Annotated in this window: 15 protein-coding genes; 6 read left to right on the forward strand and 9 right to left on the reverse strand. The window is 68.4% G+C overall.

The features are described from left to right. Positions 1-23: 23 nt before the first annotated feature. From BLQ58_RS12560 to BLQ58_RS12570, 3 genes are all read right to left on the reverse strand, one after another. On the reverse strand, positions 24-1,079 hold the full coding sequence (locus BLQ58_RS12560) for a porin (RefSeq protein WP_092598262.1): 1,056 nt from the start codon (positions 1,077-1,079) through the stop codon (positions 24-26). A gap of 202 nt (positions 1,080-1,281) precedes the next feature. Then, the gene (gene fetB / locus BLQ58_RS12565; RefSeq protein WP_092598265.1) at positions 1,282-2,079 is read right to left on the reverse strand and encodes an ABC transporter permease; all 798 of its coding nucleotides are present in this window, start codon (positions 2,077-2,079) and stop codon (positions 1,282-1,284) included. Continuing rightward, complete coding sequence (locus BLQ58_RS12570; protein ID WP_092598268.1) at positions 2,061-2,747, reverse strand: ABC transporter ATP-binding protein; 687 nt, start codon at positions 2,745-2,747, stop codon at positions 2,061-2,063. The genes fetB and BLQ58_RS12570 overlap by 19 nt, the downstream gene beginning before the upstream one ends. A gap of 370 nt (positions 2,748-3,117) precedes the next feature. Between BLQ58_RS12570 and BLQ58_RS12575 the strand changes: the two genes are divergently transcribed. Together BLQ58_RS12575 and BLQ58_RS12580 are read left to right on the forward strand one after the other, a co-directional pair. Next, the gene (locus BLQ58_RS12575) at positions 3,118-3,297 is read left to right on the forward strand and encodes a CsbD family protein (protein WP_092598271.1); all 180 of its coding nucleotides are present in this window, start codon (positions 3,118-3,120) and stop codon (positions 3,295-3,297) included. Between the two features lie 218 nt (positions 3,298-3,515). Beyond that, positions 3,516-4,421 carry an EamA family transporter gene (locus BLQ58_RS12580; protein ID WP_092598274.1) on the forward strand — a complete coding sequence of 302 codons (906 nt, stop codon included), beginning with the start codon at positions 3,516-3,518 and terminating at the stop codon, positions 4,419-4,421. Here the strand turns inward: BLQ58_RS12580 and BLQ58_RS12585 are convergent. The 5 genes from BLQ58_RS12585 to BLQ58_RS12605 all read right to left on the reverse strand — a co-directional run bounded on the left by BLQ58_RS12585 (position 4,345) and on the right by BLQ58_RS12605 (position 10,760). Next, positions 4,345-5,757 (reverse strand): FAD-binding oxidoreductase, encoded by a 1,413-nt coding sequence (locus tag BLQ58_RS12585; RefSeq protein WP_092598742.1) that lies wholly within the window; start codon positions 5,755-5,757, stop codon positions 4,345-4,347. The genes BLQ58_RS12580 and BLQ58_RS12585 overlap by 77 nt on opposite strands. A 63-nt stretch (positions 5,758-5,820) precedes the next feature. Further along, positions 5,821-6,624 carry a 4-hydroxy-2-oxoheptanedioate aldolase gene (gene hpaI, locus BLQ58_RS12590; protein WP_092598277.1) on the reverse strand — a complete coding sequence of 268 codons (804 nt, stop codon included), beginning with the start codon at positions 6,622-6,624 and terminating at the stop codon, positions 5,821-5,823. A 50-nt stretch (positions 6,625-6,674) separates the two neighbouring features. Then, complete coding sequence (locus BLQ58_RS12595; RefSeq protein ID WP_092598280.1) at positions 6,675-8,144, reverse strand: NAD-dependent succinate-semialdehyde dehydrogenase; 1,470 nt, start codon at positions 8,142-8,144, stop codon at positions 6,675-6,677. A gap of 45 nt (positions 8,145-8,189) precedes the next feature. Next, the gene (locus BLQ58_RS12600; RefSeq protein ID WP_092598285.1) at positions 8,190-9,713 is read right to left on the reverse strand and encodes a UxaA family hydrolase; all 1,524 of its coding nucleotides are present in this window, start codon (positions 9,711-9,713) and stop codon (positions 8,190-8,192) included. A gap of 21 nt (positions 9,714-9,734) precedes the next feature. Next, positions 9,735-10,760 carry a tripartite tricarboxylate transporter substrate binding protein gene (locus BLQ58_RS12605; RefSeq protein ID WP_092598288.1) on the reverse strand — a complete coding sequence of 342 codons (1,026 nt, stop codon included), beginning with the start codon at positions 10,758-10,760 and terminating at the stop codon, positions 9,735-9,737. A gap of 144 nt (positions 10,761-10,904) precedes the next feature. Here BLQ58_RS12605 and BLQ58_RS12610 point away from each other — a divergent pair, with 144 nt between their 5' ends. Together BLQ58_RS12610 and BLQ58_RS12615 are read left to right on the forward strand one after the other, a co-directional pair. Next, complete coding sequence (locus tag BLQ58_RS12610) at positions 10,905-11,918, forward strand: LysR substrate-binding domain-containing protein (RefSeq protein ID WP_092598291.1); 1,014 nt, start codon at positions 10,905-10,907, stop codon at positions 11,916-11,918. Continuing rightward, positions 11,915-13,180 carry an NAD(P)/FAD-dependent oxidoreductase gene (locus BLQ58_RS12615; protein WP_092598294.1) on the forward strand — a complete coding sequence of 422 codons (1,266 nt, stop codon included), beginning with the start codon at positions 11,915-11,917 and terminating at the stop codon, positions 13,178-13,180. Before BLQ58_RS12610 ends, BLQ58_RS12615 begins: the two co-directional genes overlap by 4 nt. Here the strand turns inward: BLQ58_RS12615 and BLQ58_RS12620 are convergent. Then, a complete protein-coding gene (locus tag BLQ58_RS12620; protein ID WP_092598297.1) occupies positions 13,177-14,142 on the reverse strand; it encodes a LysR substrate-binding domain-containing protein in 966 nt (321 codons plus the stop codon). The two genes, BLQ58_RS12615 and BLQ58_RS12620, sit on opposite strands and share 4 nt — an antisense overlap. 127 nt (positions 14,143-14,269) lie before the next feature. On the opposite strand from BLQ58_RS12620, the gene BLQ58_RS12625 reads away from it, so the two are divergent. Both BLQ58_RS12625 and BLQ58_RS12630 read left to right on the forward strand, forming a co-directional pair. Then, on the forward strand, positions 14,270-15,133 hold the full coding sequence (locus BLQ58_RS12625; protein WP_092598300.1) for a fumarylacetoacetate hydrolase family protein: 864 nt from the start codon (positions 14,270-14,272) through the stop codon (positions 15,131-15,133). Continuing rightward, on the forward strand, positions 15,130-15,882 hold the full coding sequence (locus tag BLQ58_RS12630; RefSeq protein WP_092598303.1) for an SDR family NAD(P)-dependent oxidoreductase: 753 nt from the start codon (positions 15,130-15,132) through the stop codon (positions 15,880-15,882). Before BLQ58_RS12625 ends, BLQ58_RS12630 begins: the two co-directional genes overlap by 4 nt. The last annotated feature ends 20 nt before the right edge of the window (positions 15,883-15,902 follow it).

Consider the following 15,902-nt stretch of genomic DNA (forward strand, 5'->3'; position numbering starts at 1 on the left):
GCGGAAAGTGTCGTGGTGCGGAATCAGAACCGGTGGCGCACCCCCACCATCGCGCCGAATTGGCTGTCGCCTGCCCGGATGTTGTCGGTGCTCAGGCTGGCGTGCGACGAAACGCCCTTGCTGGTGCGGTTCCACGCGTAGCCAAGGTCCAGGTAGGCGCTGGTGCGCTTGGAGAACGCGTAGTCGGCCGTGGCGACGAAGACGGCCGGGTCGGCGCTGGTCTCGGCATGGTCGTTGTAGTACACCGCGCCCTTCAGCATCAGCGCCGGTGTGGCCTGGTAGCCCAACCCGATCCAGTAGATGTTGCTGTGCCTGAACGCCGCGCCCGCGCCGCTGCGGTTTTCCCACCGATAGCCGGCAAAGACCTTGGTCGGGCCCAAGGCGTAGCTGCCGGCCACGGACGCGCGCTGGTCCTTGATATGGGTGTCGGGCTGGCGCAGGTCGTACACCACGCCGACGTCGAACGGCCCCGTCGTGTAGCGCAGGCTGGCGGCGTACTCGCGGCCCTTCTTGTAGTTGCCCGGTATCTCGCCGCTGCCGACGCCGAACACGTTGCTGTTGTCATAGCCGAAGCTGTACAGCGCCGCCGCGGTCAGGCCGCCGAACGTGCCCTTGTACTGGATGGCGTTGTCGGCCCGGCTGGCCATGGAGGGGTCGAGGTTGACGATCGAATACTGCGAGGTGGCGGCCATCGGGTCGAACGCCAGCGTGAAGTCGTAGATCGGCGTCTGCTGGCGGCCCAGCATCAGGGCGCCGAACCGGCCTTGCAGGCCTACGAAAGCCTGCCGGTTGAAGAGACGGTTATTGGCCGTTGTGCCGGTGTCCAGGTCGAAGCCGCTTTCCAGCACAAAGATGCCCTTGAAGCCGCCACCCAGGTCTTCCGTGCCGCGCAAACCCCACCAGGAACCGGTGGTGATGCCGTTGCCGGACTGCATGCGCACGTTGCTGTGGTCGCCGGCGGTGCGGTTCAGGTATTCCACGCCGACGTCGGCCACGCCGTACAGGGTGATGCTCGACTGCGCCTGAGCGCCAGCGGCAAACATCGTGATTGCAGCAGCCGCTGCCAGTTTGAGTTTCATGCCTTGTTCTCCAGGTTGGGAAGGAATCCGCAATGATCGGAAGGCATGAAATTTTCAGCTTTGATTTGGCTCGCTTCTTCGTCACTCTGAGTGGGATTTTTCTCATTCAGAATGAGACTGTTGCAGGGAAATGCGTCACCACATGGCAGTTCTACGAAGTGCCATGTCAACGGTGTCAGGGCTGTTGCAGTTGGGTAGCGGTTCAGGCCGCGTGCAGGCGGTCCAGGCGCAGGCGGTGACGCTCGTCGGTCAGGCGCCATACGGCCAGCCAGCCGGCCACCACCACGGCCAGCATGCTGCCGCCGGCCAGCAGGAACATCAGAAGGATCTGGTAGCGCGCGGCGTCCATCGCGTCCATGCCGGCGAGGATCTGGCCTGTCATGATGCCTGGCAGCGTGATGATGCCCGCTGCCGCCATCGTATTGATCGTCGGCAGCAGTCCGCCGCGCACCGCCTGGCGCAGGATCGGTCGCAATGCGGCATGGCGGTCGTCCCCAAGGGCCAGCCTGGCCTCGATGGCCTGGCGCTGGTGCCAGGCGGCGTTGAGCGTGGCGTGCAGCGTCAGGCTGGCCGCGTTCATGGCGTTGCCCAGGATGATGCCGGCCAGCGGAATCGCGTGGCGCGCGTCGTACCACGGCGTGGGGCGCAGGGCGGTGAGCAGGGCCAGCACCGTGATGACCAGCGTGGGTGCGCTCACCGACGCCAGCCCGATCGCCATCTGCCAGCGCGGTGCGAAGCGGCGCTCCAGCCGGCTGCCGGATTCACGCGCGGCGGCGAAGATCATCGCCGTCACCACCAGCAGCGTGAGCCACGGCGACGACAGCGCAAAGACCGCGCGCAGCACCAGGCCCACCAGCATCAGTTGCACCACCATGCGGGCCGCCGCCCAGAGCAGGGCGCGATGGATGCCCAGCGACATGGCCAGCGACAGCGCAGCGCCCGCCACGATCAGCAGGCTGGCCAGCGTCAGGTCGCCCGTTGTCAGCAGGATCGGGTGCATGGGTGCAAGGGCTCCAGTCCGGACGGGCACAGGCGCCAGTGCGCGTGCTGCAGGCGCGCTGCCTGTTCGGCGTTGTGGGAAACGACCAGCAACCCGACGCCTTCGGCCATGACTTCGCGCAGCACGGCTTCCACGGCCAGTGTGGTGTCGTGATCCAGCGCCGAGGTGGGCTCGTCGAGCAGCAGGAAGCGCGGGCGGCGGACGATGGCCCGCAGCAGCGCCAGCCGCTGCCGTTCTCCGGTGGACAGATGGCTGACGCGCGCGGCCAGGATGTCGTCGCGCAGGCGGAGCCGTTGCGCCAGACGCGCGAGCCGGGTATCCGGGGTGCCGGGGGTGCCGGGGGTTCCGGAGGGATCGGGTGTACCGGGGATGTCGGCCGGGCCCAGGTCGTCGAAATGGCTGCGCACGTCGTCGGCCCACCAGCCCGATTCGGCCGCCACATAAATCACCTCGCGTCGCCATGCCGGTCCGCTCAGCGCTTCACGCGGCGTGCTGCCGATGCGGACGCTGCCGTCGCTGGGATCGAGATCGGCGATCATGCGCAGCAGCAGGCTCTTGCCGCTGCCCGAAGGGCCCGACAGCACCGTGCATTTGCCGCCCGTCACTTCGAAGGTGTAAGGGCCGCGGCCGTGGCCGGTCAGGTGTTCAATATGCAGTTGGCCGTCCATGTGGCGGGGCGGGGCAAGGCTGGTGGAAGGCGAAGTGCTGCAAGCGTATCGTCATTCGATGAATGGCGGATTAAGTGAGGCATGGAGCGTGACGTCAGGCTGCGCCAGACGGCGCATGGGGCGGCGATGCATATGGACGCCCCATCCAATTGTGGGCGCCGTCCCGGCGTGCGCAAGGGCGAGCCGCAACGGCAGCCGGGCGGGTGCATTGGCACCGTCCGACATGCTGTCGCGGCCGTGTCCTACACGACCGGCCCCAGGCCCTTTCTACACTGTCCAGTAGCGCCGTTGCCTGCCGCAGCGCCCGCCAGCCGGGCCATCGCGCAGACGCCGGACGCCCTACGAACCGACCCATCAGGAGAGTGCGATCATGAACAAGGACCAGGTGAAGGGCCGCATGAACGAGGCCAAGGGCAAGGCAAAGGAACTGGCCGGCAAGGTGACCGGCAAGACTTCCACGGAAATGAAGGGCAAGGCCCAGCAGGTGGCCGGCCGCACGCAGGCCAGCTATGGCGATACCAAGGAAGACATGAAGAAGAACCCGCGCTAGGGCTTGGCCCGGCGCGAGACAGGGGCCGCCAGCCACTGGCGGCGCCCGACTATCGTAAAGCGGGGCTGCGGCCCCGCTTTTTTCATGGCGGGCCGATTCATGACGGGCGGTAAATGCTGTGTTCCATATCCGTCGGCTTCCGGCGGACGGGCCGGTCCTGTAATGTGCGCACATTCATCCGCGCTCCTCTACCCGCGCTGGTCCCCAAGGGAATCCCCATGACCACCCGTCGTTCGACAGACCTGTTGCTGACCGCGCTGGCGCCCGCCATCTGGGGCACCACGTACCTGGTGACCACCAACTGGCTGCCGGCCGGCTATCCGCTGACGGTCGCCACGCTGCGCGCGCTGCCGGCGGGCATGCTGCTCTGGCTGCTGGGCCGGCAGCTTCCGTCGCGCAGCTGGTGGCTCAGGCTGCTGGTGCTGGGCGCGCTCAATTTCTCGTTCTTCTGGGCCATGCTGTTCGTCTCGGCCTACCGGCTGCCCGGTGGCGTGGCGGCCACGCTCGGCGCCATCCAGCCGCTGATCGTGATCGCGCTGTCGCGCGTGTTGCTGGGATCCGCGATCCGGGTGGGCGCGGTTGCCGCGGCGCTGGCCGGGCTGGCGGGCGTGGCGTTGCTGGTGCTGACCCCGAAGGCCACGCTCGATGCGGTGGGCGTGGCGGCCGGGCTGGCTGGCGCGGTGTCGATGGCGCTGGGCACCGTACTCACGCGCCGCTGGCAGCCGCCGGTGCCGGCGCTGACGTTCACGGCATGGCAGCTCACGGCGGGCGGCATCCTGCTGGTGCCGTTTGCGCTATGGCTGGAACCGCCGCTGCCGACGCCCACGCTGGCCAACGCGCTCGGCATGGCGTGGCTGACGGTGATCGGCGCGGCGCTGACCTATGTGCTGTGGTTCCGGGGCATCGCGCGGCTGGGCCCCGGCGCCGTGGCGACGCTCGGGTTCCTGAGCCCGCTCACGGCGGTGCTGATCGGCTGGATCGTGCTGGGCCAGACGCTGAGCACGGCGCAGATCGCGGGCATGGTGCTGGTGCTCGGCGGGGTCTGGCTCAGTCAGCGGGCCCAGCGATCGGTGGCAGCACCCGGCCCGGGTTCAGCAGGTTCTTCGGATCGAGCGCGCGCTTGACCTGCCACATCAGTTCCAGCTCCACAGGCGACTTGTAGCGGCCCAGGTCGTCGCGCTTGGCCACGCCGATGCCGTGCTCGGCCGAGATCGAGCCGTTCTCTGCGTGGGCTAGGCCGTCGACCAGATCCGACACGGGCTTGTACCACTGCGCCAGGAAGTCCTTGGCATCGCGGTCTTTCGGGCGCAGGGGGTTGAAGTGGACGTTGCCGTCGCCCATATGGCCGTAGATCACCATGCGGGTGGCCGGCTCCAGTGCCAGCACCTCGGCCGACGCCTTGTCGATGAACTGGGCGATGCGCGACACCGGCACCGAGATATCGCACTTGATGCTGCCGCCGGTGCGCGTCTGGGCGTCCGAGATTTCCTCGCGGATGCGCCAGAACTGCTGCACGTCGGCCAGGCTCGACGCCACGGCGGCATCCAGTACCCAGCCGTTGCCCAGGCCGGATTCCAGGATCTCCATCAGCGTGCCGCCGAGTGTTTCCTCATCGGTGCCCGACGTCAGTTCGATCAGCACCATCCAGTCATGGCGCGCCGGCAGCGGCGACGGCACGTCGCCCAGGTATTCGAGCACCAGGTCCAACGCCGGGGCCGAGATCAATTCGAAGGCCGTGACCGCGCCGCCCGACAGCGCGCGGGCCTCGCCCAGCAGCTTGACGGCGGCTTCCGGGCCGTCCACGGCCACGAGCGCCACGGCGGTGGAGCGCGGCTGCGGCATCAGCTTCAGCACCGCGCCGGTGATGATGCCGAGCGTGCCTTCGGCGCCGATGAACAGATGCTTGAGGTCGTAGCCGGTGTTGTCCTTGCGCAGGCCCTTGAGCGACGAGAAGATGCGCCCGTCGGGCAGCACCACCTCGATGCCCAGCACCAGGTCGCGCATGTTGCCGTAGCGCAGCACGGCCGTGCCGCCCGCGTTCGTCGACAGGTTGCCGCCGATCTGGCACGAGCCCTCCGAACCGATGCGCAGCGGAAACAGGCGGCGGGCGTCGTCGGCCGCCGCGCGCGCGCCGGACAGCGTCACGCCGGCTTCCACGGTCATCGTGTCGTTGACGGTGTCGATGGCCAGCACGCGGTTCATCTTCTTCAGGCTGATGACCACGGCCGTGCCGCTGTCGTCGGGCACGGCGCCGCCCATCAGCGACGTATTGCCGCCCTGCGGGACCACGGGCACGTCGTGCTCATGGCACCAGGCCATCACGCGGCTGACCTGTTCGGTGGTGGCGGGCATGACCACCAGCGGCGACTTGCCGCGATAGATGCGGCGGTAGTCGGTCACGTACGGCTCGGTGTCGGCGTCGGCGGTCAGGCAGCCGTTGGGGCCGACGATGGCCTGCATGGCGTGCAGCAGGTCGGCTTGGGAGGGCATGGCTTGGGAAGGCAGCGAGGACATCGTCGATACTCAGTAGGCGGCGCCGGGCGCGGACACCTGTTGGGCGCGCTCCGGCAGGAATTCGGCGGCAAGCTTGCGCGCCGCGTTGGCGTAGACCAGCACGTCGACGCCGGTGGCCACGAAGGTGCAGCCCAGTTCCAGATAACGACGCGCCAGTGCATTGTCTGACGTCAGCGTGCCGGCGGCCTTGCCGCTGGCGATGATCGTCCGCATGGCCGTCTCGATCTGCGCCTGCACCTCGGGGTGCCCCGGGTTGCCGCGATGGCCCATCGACGCGGCCAGGTCGGCCGGACCGATGAAGACGCCATCCACGCCATCGACCGCGCAGATCGCTTCCAGATTCTGCATGGCGGTCACGGTCTCGGCCTGCACCAGCAGGCAGACTTCGTCGTCGGCCACGGCCAGGTAGTCCTTGCGGGCGCTCCATTGCGACACGCGCGCCACGGCGCTGCCCACGCCACGCACGCCGAACGGCGGGTAGCGCGTGGCGCGCACCAGTGCGGCGGCCTGTTCGGCGGTGTCCACCATCGGAATCAGCAGCGTACGGGCGCCGATGTCCAGCAGTTGCTTGATCAGCGCGGTCTCGCCCGACACGGCGCGCACCACGGGTTGCGAGCGGTACGGGGCCAGAGCCTGCAGCGTCTGCAGGATGGTGCGCACGTCGTTGGGCGCGTGTTCGCCATCCACCAGCAGCCAGTCGAAGCCTGCCGTGGCGCTGATTTCGGCGACGTAGGGCGTGGCGGCGGACATCCACAGGCCGATCTGGGCCTGGCGGGCGGCCAGCGCGGCCTTGAACGGGTTATGGGCGGGCATGGGGTGTCTCCTGTCGGTCCGGGGTGTCGAACGGGGTTCGATGGGCGTTGTCAGTGCAACTGGCCCTGGCACAGATACTTGGTATGCATGTAATCGTCAAGCCCATGGCGCGAACCTTCGCGGCCGTAGCCCGATTCCTTCACGCCGCCGAACGGCGCCGCCTCGGACGCCAGCGCGCCTTCGTTGATGCCCACGATGCCGGTTTCCAGCGCCTGCGCCACGCGCCAGATGCGCCGCACGTCGCTGGAATAGAAGTAGGCGGCCAGCCCGAACGGCGTGTCGTTGGCGTCGCGGATCACCTCGTCCTCGTGGGTGAAGCGAAACACGGGCGCCACGGGCCCGAAGGTTTCCTCGTGCGCCAGCGCCATCGCGGGCGTGGCGCCGGCGAGCACGGTCGGGGCGTAGTAGTGCGGGCCGTCGGCGGTTCGCACGCGCTCGCCGCCCACCACCACGCGGGCGCCCCGGTCCACCGCATCGCGCACATGGCGGTCGATCTTGTCGACGGCGCGGGCGTTGATCATCGGGCCGATCTGCGCGGCGGGCTCGGTGGCCGGGCCCACATGCAGCGCACCCACGCGGGCGGCAAGCTTCTCGACAAAGGCGTCGTGGACGCCGGCCTGCACGTACACGCGGTTCGGGCACACGCAGGTCTGTCCGCCGTTGCGGAACTTGGCGGCCATCAGGCCTTCGACGGCGGCATCGAGGTCGGCATCGTCGAACACGATAAAGGGGGCGTTGCCGCCCAGTTCCAGCGACAGCTTCTTGAGCGTGCCGGCCGACTCGCGGGCCAGGTGCTTGCCCACCGGCGTGGAGCCCGTGAACGTGATCTTGCGCACGCGCGGATCGGCCAGCCAGGCATCGACCACGGCCGGGGTGTTGGCGCGCGATGCCGTGACGATATTGAGCACGCCTTGGGGCAGGCCCGCGCGTTCCGCCAGGCGGACCAGCGCCAGTGCGGTGAGCGGGGTGTCTTCGGCGGGCTTGGCCACCACGGTGCAGCCGGCGGCCAGCGCTGGCGCGATCTTGCGCGCAATCATGGCCAGCGGGAAATTCCATGGCGTGATGGCGGCCACCACCCCCACCGGTTCCTTCAGCACGATCATCTTGCGGCCCGGCACGGCCTCGGCCACCACGTCGCCGCAGATGCGCGTGGCTTCCTCGGCGAACCATTCCACGTACGAGGCCCCGTAGCGCACTTCGCCCACGCTCTCGTGCATCGGCTTGCCCTGCTCGGCGGAAATGATGCGCGCCAGGTCCTGCTCGTTGGCCAGGATCAGCGCGTGCCAGCGTTTGATGATCTGGGCTCGGTCGCGGGCGGTGCGGCGGCTCCAGGCGGGGAAGGCCGCGGCGGCGGCGTCGGCGGCGCGCCGGGCATCGGCGGCATCGCTGTCGGGCACGTCGGCGATCACAGCGCCCGTGGCGGGGTCGGTCACTGCCAGGCGGGCGCGGCTGTCGCACCACTGCTGGTCGATGAAGTTCTGGCTACGAAGCAGGGTGGGGTCGGTGAGGGTGGTCAGCATGCGATTGCGTGGTCGGATGTTGGAAGCGTCTGATATACGAAGGGTCTAGCTCACGATCCCCACATGCCAGGGCACGAATTCATGATCGCCCAGGCCAAGCAGCTCGCTCTTGGTGGGCTCGCCGGACGCGGCGCGCAGGATGTGTTCGAAGATCCGTTCGCCCATCTGGGCCACGGTGAGTTCGCCATCGAGCACCAGGCCGCAGTTGATGTCCATGTCTTCCTCCAGCCGGCGGAACATCGGCGAATTCGAGGCCAGCTTGATGGTCGGGGCCGGCTTCGAGCCGAACATCGAGCCGCGACCAGTGGTGAAGCAGATCAGGTTGGCGCCGCTGGCGATCTGGCCCGTGGCCGCCACGGGGTCGTAGCCGGGGGAGTCCATGAAGACGAAACCGGCGCGGTCGATCGGCTCCGCATACTCGTACACGGCCTGCAGGGGCGTGGTGCCGCCCTTCATGGCCGAGCCCAGCGATTTCTCGAAGATGTTGGCCAGGCCGCCCTGCTGGTTGCCGTGCCCCACCACGCCGTTGAACTGCGCGTTGTGACCGGCGGTGTAGCGTTCCCACCAGGCCAGGCGATCCAGCAGCTTCTGGCCCACCTCGGGCGTCACCGCCCGGCGCGTGAGCATGTACTCCACGCCGTGGATTTCCGGGGTTTCCGACAGGATCGCGGTGCCGCCGTGGCGCACCAGGATATCCATGGCCGCGCCCAGCGCCGGGTTGGCCGTGATGCCGGAGAAGCCGTCCGAGCCGCCGCATTCGAGGCCGATCTTGATATGGCTGGCGCTCACTGGCTGCCGCCGGAAGGCATTGGCGGCCGGCAGCATGGCCTCGATGGCGCGGATGCCGGCCTCGATCGTGGCGCGCGTGCCGCCCGTGTCCTGCATCACCAGCGTGTGCAGGTTCTCGCCGGGGACCAGCCCCTGCGATTCCACCAGCGAGGCCACCTGGTTGCGCTCGCAGCCCAGGCCGACGATCAGCACGCCGGCCAGGTTCGGATGCCGCGCATAGCCGGCGATGGTGCGACGCAGGAGGTCGAAGTGTTCGCTTGGCGACGACATGCCGCAGCCACTGCTCTGCGCGAACGCCACCACGCCATCGACGTTGGGATAGGCAGCCAGCCGTTCCCTGGTGAAATGCGCGGCGATGTGCTTGATGACCGTGGCCGAGCAGTTCACCGACGACAGGATGCCGACGAAATTACGCGTGCCCACGCGGCCGTCGGGCCGCACATAGCCCATGAACGTCGCGCGTTCGCTTTCCGGCACGTAGGCCACCGGGCGCACATCGGCACCGAAGGCGGGATCGCGGTAGTCATCCACGAGCCGCAGGTTATGGCTGTGCACGTGCTCGCCGGCGGCGATGTCGCGGTCGGCCACGCCGATCACGGTGTCGTACTTCTTGACCTGCTCGCCGCGTGCAATCGCACGGGCGGCAATCTTGTGGCCGGCGGGCACCTGGGCGCGCACGCGCACGCCCAGGTCTTCCAGTTGCTGGCCCAGCGTCAGGTCGCTGCGGGCGATCAGGACGTTGTCGTTGGCGTGCAGGCGAATGACGGGGTTCAGGGTCACGATTGACAGATTGGGGGCGGGTTAGCTCTGCGCGAGCATTTCCTTGAGCTTCAGGCGCTGGATCAGCTGCGTTTCCTGGCTGTAGACATCGGCCACGTACTTCTTGTAGTCCGGGCCGTCCAGGTACATGATCGGCGCGTCGATGCGCGCGGCCACGGTCTTGAATTCGGCGCTGGCCACGGCGGCGCGGAACGCGTCGCGCAGCTTCTTTTCGATGTCGGGCGGCAGGCCCTTGGGCGCGCCGATGCCATTGGGGGCTTCCACCACGACGTTGTAGCCCAGTTCCTTGAGCGTGGGCGTGTCCTTGAAGCGCGGCGTGCGCTGCTCGCCCCAGGTAGCCAGCAGGCGCAGCTTGCCGGCTTCCACATGCGGCGCCCACGAGCTGGAATCGGCCAGCAGGTCCACCTGGTTGGCCAGCACGTCCTGCAGCGCCTGCGAACCGCCCTTGTAGGCGATGGCGTTGAACTTCACGCCGGCGGCCAGCGCGAACTGCTCCATGCCGACGTGCGTGGCGCCGCCGACGCCGGCATGCGCGTAGGTGAGCTTTCCCGGGTTCGCCTTGGCCTCGGCCACCACATCGGCCAGCGTCTTGAAGCGCGAGCCGGCCGGTACGGCGATGCCGAACGTCTGGCCAGAGGTGCGTGCCAGGTAGGTCAGTTCGGTGCGAGGGTCCAGCTGCAGCATGCCCAGTTGCGAGAACCGCGTGACCGAAATCGGGATCTGGCCGATGGTGTAGCCATCGGGGTTGGCGCGGGCCAGTGCCTTCGTCCCGATCATGCCAGACGCGCCGGCGCGGTTTTCCACCACGATCGACTGCTTGAGAATCCCCGACGCCACCTGGCACAGGGCCCGCATCGACTGGTCGGCCGTACCGCCCACCGGCCAGGGGCAGATGAACGTGATGGGCCGGTCGGGATATTCGCCGGCAGCGCGTGCAATGCGCGGCACCAGCAGGCTGGCCGTGCCGGTGGCGGCAACGGCGGCGGTAGCGGCGCTGCCCAGCAGAAGTCGCCGGCGCGACAGGCTGGCGGGAAGACGTTGCGTCATGGGGTTGTCTCCGATCTTGTTTTAGGTCGCGGACCGGCTTCGATGCCAACCCGCTCTGGCACCGATTGTGGGCGCCCGGATCATAACCATCCAATAGAAAATTGGCATTGCTTCATAACCTTCCGGTTAGGTAGACTCGCAGCCATGGCGCATATCGACCGGGCCTTCCGCTCCAATATCAAGCTTCGTCACCTGCAGTTGCTGGTGGCGCTGGACGAGTTTCGCCATCTGGGCCGCACCGCCGAATTCCTGTCGGTCAGCCAGCCGGCCGTGTCCAAGGTGCTGGCCGAAGTAGAGAAGATGCTGGGGCTGACGCTGTTCATGCGCTCCACGCGGGGCACGGAGCCCACGCCGGCTGGCGAATCGCTGGTGCGCTTTGCGCGCGCCGTGCTGGCCCAGTATGACGTGACGCGCGACGAGATCGAGGCCGTGGCCAGCGGCGCGGCAGGCCGCGTGCGCGTGGGATCGATGGGCGCCACGCTGCCCGTGCTGCTGGCCCAGGCCGTGGCGCGCCTCAAGGACCGCTCGCCCCGCGCGACGGTGCTGGTCGAGGAGGGCGACCTCACGCATCTGCTGCCGCGCCTGCGGCTGTCGGAACTCGACGTGATCGTCGGCCGCCTGGAGCCCGCCTACGCCGCGCCAGACCTGATTACCGACGCGCTCTACGAGGATCCGATGGTGGCCATCGTCGCCGCCGGCCATCCGCTGTCCCGCCAGGCCAGCCCCGACTGGACCGACCTGGCGCGGCATCCGCTGGTGTTACCGCCGCCGTGGGCATCGCTGCGCGTCAAGATCGAGCAGGCGTTCTTCCATCATGGGCAGCAGCCGCCGGCCGACCTGATCGAGTCGTCGTCGTACCTGGCCGTCACCACCTTCGTGGCGCAGCGGCAGGGGGTAGGCTTCGTAGCAGGCTCCGTGGGCCGACAATTGCAGGCGGAAGGCCGCTTCCACGTGTTGGCAATGCCCGTGGAAGTGGAACTGCCGCCGGTAGGCATCATCACGCTGCGCGACCGCCGGCTGCCGCCGAGCGTGGCCGAACTGGCCGACTGCCTGCGCGAGACGGCCCGGGAGATCGACATGGCGAGCACCAGCCCCGGCAACCCCCGAAAGGGCGCCCGGACGCGCAAGACCGCTAAACCCGCAAGCAGGACCACATGACAGAAGCTTCCAGAACGTCCCGCCAGACCCAAGTCGTTGTACTGGGCGCCGGCATCGTTGGCGTTGCCACGGCGCTGGCGCTGCAACAGCGCGGCCATGCCGTGTGCCTGATCGATCGCAAGGCGCCGGGTCGCGAGACCTCGTACGGCAATGCCGGCATCATCCAGCGCGAGGCGGTGCAGCCGTACGCGTTTCCGCGCGCCTGGCAGGCGATCCTGCGGGTGGCGGCACGGCGTGGCAACGACGTGCACTACCACCTGCGTGCGCTGCCGTCGCTGGTGCCGTCGCTGGCGCGCTACTGGCACGCATCCGCGCCGGAACGCTATATGGCCACGGTCAGTGCCTACGCCGCGCTGATCCGCCATTGCATCGACGAACATGCGCCGCTGGTCGAACGCGCCGGTGCCCAGGATCTGGTCCGCAAGTCCGGCTGGCTGGAGGCATACCGGACCCCGGCAGCCTTCGAGGCGGCGGCCAAGGCGGCCGGCACCGTCGCGGCCGCGCACGATCTGCGCCACGCGGTTCTGGACAGCGCGGCACTGGCCGCCGCCGAGCCGGTGCTGCAGCGGCCGATGGCCGGCGCGGTGCACTGGCAGGACCCGTGGACGGTCAGCGATCCCGGCGAACTGGTGGCGCGCTACGCGGCGTTGTTCGAGCGCCAGGGTGGCGTGCTGCTGCAGGGCGATGCCGATACGCTGCGCCAGTCGGGCAGCGGCTGGACGGTGCGCACGCGCGATGGCGCGGTGGAGGCCGAACACGCCGTGATCGCGCTGGGGCCATGGGCGGCGGGGCTGACGCGCCAGCTCGGCTACCGGCTGCCGCTGTTCGTCAAGCGCGGCTACCACCGCCACTACCAGGTGAACGCCATGCCGGACAGACCGCTGCTCGATGCAGAAAACGGCATCCTGCTGGCGCCGATGCGCCAGGGCCTGCGGTTGACCACGGGCGCCGAGTTCGCGCATCATGAATCGCCGCCCACGCCGGTGCAGTCGGTACGGGCCGAAATGCTGGCCGGCGATCTGGTGCGGCTGGGCCAGCCCGTGGAAGCACAGCCGTGGATGGGCGCGCGGCCCTGCATCGCCGACATGCGCCCGGTGGTAGGGCGCGCGCCGCGCCATGCCAACCTGTGGTTCCACTTCGGCCATGGCCACCAGGGCCTGACGCTGGGGCCGGCCACCGCGCGGCTGCTGGGCGAACTGTTCGACCGCGAAACGCCGTACGTGGACCCCACGCCGTACGACCCGCGCCGCTTCGGCCGTTAAGCAGCCGAAGCCGCCGCGGCCTTCGACTGCGCCCGCGCCTGCAGGTGTCCGACGAACGCCGTGGCCACGTCGGACAGCGCCTCGTTCTTGCGGGTCAGGATGCCGAACGCCTTCATGTCCTGCCCCACCTCCACGGGCAGCGTGGCCAGCAGCGACGCCCGGACGTGATCGCGCACCACCGATTCGGGCAGCATCGCGATGGCATCGCCCGATTGCAGTAGCTGCAGCGTGGCGAAGATCGACGAACACTCGATCACGTCCTGCGGGGTGGACACCTGGGCCTGCGCGAACTGCTCTTCCAGCATCAGCCGCGCCGGGCTGGTCAGCGTCTGCAGCACCCAGGGCCAGCGCACGAGTTCGTCCCAGCCCGGCCCGTCGTGATCGTGTTGGAACGCCTGCACCAGCGGATGCCCGCTGCGCACCACGATCCGCAGCGGTTCGTCGGACAGCGCGCAGAAGTCGAACTTGTTGTGGTCGAGCGGGCCGGCAAAGCGCCCCACGGCCAGTTCGATCTCGTGCCGCTCCAGCAACACGCCGATCTGGTCGCTGGTTTCGCCCAGGATGCGCACGCCCAGGCGCGGCCGCTCGCGCTTGATGTCGGCCACGGCCGCCGCCACCAGGTCGGGCGCAGCCCCCATGATCGCGCCAAACACCAGATGCCCATGGCCGCCCCGGCGACGCACTTCCATGTCCTCCAGAAAGCGGTCCAGGCTGGCCTGCGTGTGGCGGGCATAGGTCACCACCTCGATGCCCAGCGGCGTCGGCCGCATGCCGCGCGCGTGGCGCTCGAAGATCGCAAAGCCAAACGCCTGTTCGATATCGGCCAGCATCTTCGTGGCCGACGGCTGGGTGACGTTGATCAGCGCGGCGGCCTGGTTCAGCGTGGGGGTGTCGGCCAGGGCACTAAGCAGGGCCCAATGCTTGAGTTTCAGCCGGTTCACCAGGCGGCGTGTCAGTGACATGCGGTGTCTCCTTGGCTATTCCAGAATGGAATGGCTCGCTCTTATAAATTGATTGGAACGATATAGCCTGCCGGCTTAGAGTGCAACGGACGCTTCTTCACCCATCACCATAAAGACAGGAGACAAGATGAAGCTGATTCGCCACGGTGCGGCCGGCCAGGAACGGCCCGGCCTGCTCGATGCCCAGGGACGCCTGCGCGACCTCTCCGCCCACGTGCCGGACATCACCGGCGCCACGCTTTCCCCCGATACCCTGGCCCGCCTGGCTGCCATCGACCCGGCATCGCTGCCGCTGGTGGAAGGCTCGCCGCGCATCGGCGCGTGCGTGGGCAGCGTGGGCAAGATGATCTGCGTGGGGCTGAACTATTCGGACCATGCGGCCGAATCGGGCATGCCGATCCCCACCGAGCCGGTGCTGTTCATGAAGGCCACCAGCGCGATCGTCGGGCCCAACGACGACGTGGAGATTCCGCCGCGCGCCGAAAAGGTGGACTGGGAAGTCGAACTTGGCGTGGTGATCGGCAAGACGGCGCGCTATGTGTCGAAGGCCGATGCGCTGGATCATGTGGCTGGTTACTGCATCGTCAACGACGTCTCCGAGCGGGCCTACCAGCTGGAACGCGGCGGCCAGTGGGACAAGGGCAAGGGCTGCGACACGTTTGGCCCGATGGGCCCGTGGCTGGTCACGCGCGACGAAGTGCCCGACGCCCAGGCCCTGGAAATGTGGCTGGAGGTGGACGGCAAGCGGTACCAGCACGGCAACACCCGCACGATGATCTTCGACGTGCCGACCGTGGTGTCCTACATCAGCCAGTTCATGAGCCTGCAGCCCGGTGACGTGATTTCCACCGGCACGCCCCCCGGCGTGGGCCTGGGGCAGAAGCCGCAGCCGGTGTACCTGACGTTGGGACAGACCATGCGGCTGGGCATCACCGGGCTGGGCGAACAGCAGCAGCGCACCGTGGCAGCCAACGTGGGAGGCCAGCCATGAACCAGCTCGACCTGAAGGGCCGCGTGGCCGTGATTACCGGCGGTGCGCAGGGTATTGGCTACGCCGTGGCCGAACGGATGCTGCGTTCGGGTGCCGTGGTGTCGCTGTGGGATGTCAACGAGGCGCAGCTGGTCAAGGCTTGCGAGGCGCTCTCGAAGCTGGGCCAGGCCACGGGCGAGGTCGTGGAACTGACCGACGAGACCGCCGTCGACAAGGCCACGCAAGCCACGATCCGGAAGCTGGGACACATCGACGCGCTGGTCAACAGTGCCGGCATCACGGGCGGCAATGCCCCTACGTGGGAACTGGACCCCGCCGTCTGGCGGCGCGTGATCGAGGTGAACCTGATCGGCAGCTACCTGACCTGCCGGTCGGTGGTGCCGCACATGATGGCGCGCAAGTTCGGGCGCATCGTCAATATCGCGTCGGTGGCAGGCAAGGAGGGCAACCCGAACGCATCGCACTACAGCGCGTCGAAGGCGGGCGTGATCGGACTGACCAAGTCGCTGGGCAAGGAACTGGCGCAGAGCGGCGTGCTGGTGAATGCCGTGACGCCGGCGGCGGCGCGCACGCCGATCTTCGACTCGATGAGCGAGCAGCACATTGCGTTCATGCTGTCGAAGATCCCGATGGGCCGCTTCCTGGAAGTGGAAGAGGCCGCGTCGATGATCGCCTGGCTGACGACCGAGGACTGCGCCTTCAGCACGGGCGCGGTGTTCGACCTGTCGGGCGGACGCGCCACCTACTAAGCGAAGTTCCTGCGGCACAG

The organism is Ralstonia sp. 25mfcol4.1 (assembly GCF_900104095.1).
In the GTDB taxonomy this organism is placed as follows: domain Bacteria; phylum Pseudomonadota; class Gammaproteobacteria; order Burkholderiales; family Burkholderiaceae; genus Cupriavidus.

What these genes read in the sequence shown, in the direction of transcription:
- BLQ58_RS12605 (WP_092598288.1), bottom strand. Translation starts at nt 10,760, where the DNA reads ATGACGCAACGTCTTCCCGCCAGCCTGTCGCGCCGGCGACTTCTGCTG.
- BLQ58_RS12595 (WP_092598280.1), bottom strand. Translation starts at nt 8,144, where the DNA reads ATGCTGACCACCCTCACCGACCCCACCCTGCTTCGTAGCCAGAACTTC.
- fetB (WP_092598265.1), bottom strand. Translation starts at nt 2,079, where the DNA reads ATGCACCCGATCCTGCTGACAACGGGCGACCTGACGCTGGCCAGCCTG.
- BLQ58_RS12630 (WP_092598303.1), top strand. Translation starts at nt 15,130, where the DNA reads ATGAACCAGCTCGACCTGAAGGGCCGCGTGGCCGTGATTACCGGCGGT.
- BLQ58_RS12615 (WP_092598294.1), top strand. Translation starts at nt 11,915, where the DNA reads ATGACAGAAGCTTCCAGAACGTCCCGCCAGACCCAAGTCGTTGTACTG.
- BLQ58_RS12585 (WP_092598742.1), bottom strand. Translation starts at nt 5,757, where the DNA reads ATGCAGGCCATCGTCGGCCCCAACGGCTGCCTGACCGCCGACGCCGAC.
- BLQ58_RS12560 (WP_092598262.1), bottom strand. Translation starts at nt 1,079, where the DNA reads ATGAAACTCAAACTGGCAGCGGCTGCTGCAATCACGATGTTTGCCGCT.
- hpaI (WP_092598277.1), bottom strand. Translation starts at nt 6,624, where the DNA reads ATGCCCGCCCATAACCCGTTCAAGGCCGCGCTGGCCGCCCGCCAGGCC.
- BLQ58_RS12625 (WP_092598300.1), top strand. Translation starts at nt 14,270, where the DNA reads ATGAAGCTGATTCGCCACGGTGCGGCCGGCCAGGAACGGCCCGGCCTG.
- BLQ58_RS12570 (WP_092598268.1), bottom strand. Translation starts at nt 2,747, where the DNA reads ATGGACGGCCAACTGCATATTGAACACCTGACCGGCCACGGCCGCGGC.
- BLQ58_RS12575 (WP_092598271.1), top strand. Translation starts at nt 3,118, where the DNA reads ATGAACAAGGACCAGGTGAAGGGCCGCATGAACGAGGCCAAGGGCAAG.
- BLQ58_RS12580 (WP_092598274.1), top strand. Translation starts at nt 3,516, where the DNA reads ATGACCACCCGTCGTTCGACAGACCTGTTGCTGACCGCGCTGGCGCCC.
- BLQ58_RS12620 (WP_092598297.1), bottom strand. Translation starts at nt 14,142, where the DNA reads ATGTCACTGACACGCCGCCTGGTGAACCGGCTGAAACTCAAGCATTGG.
- BLQ58_RS12610 (WP_092598291.1), top strand. Translation starts at nt 10,905, where the DNA reads ATGGCGCATATCGACCGGGCCTTCCGCTCCAATATCAAGCTTCGTCAC.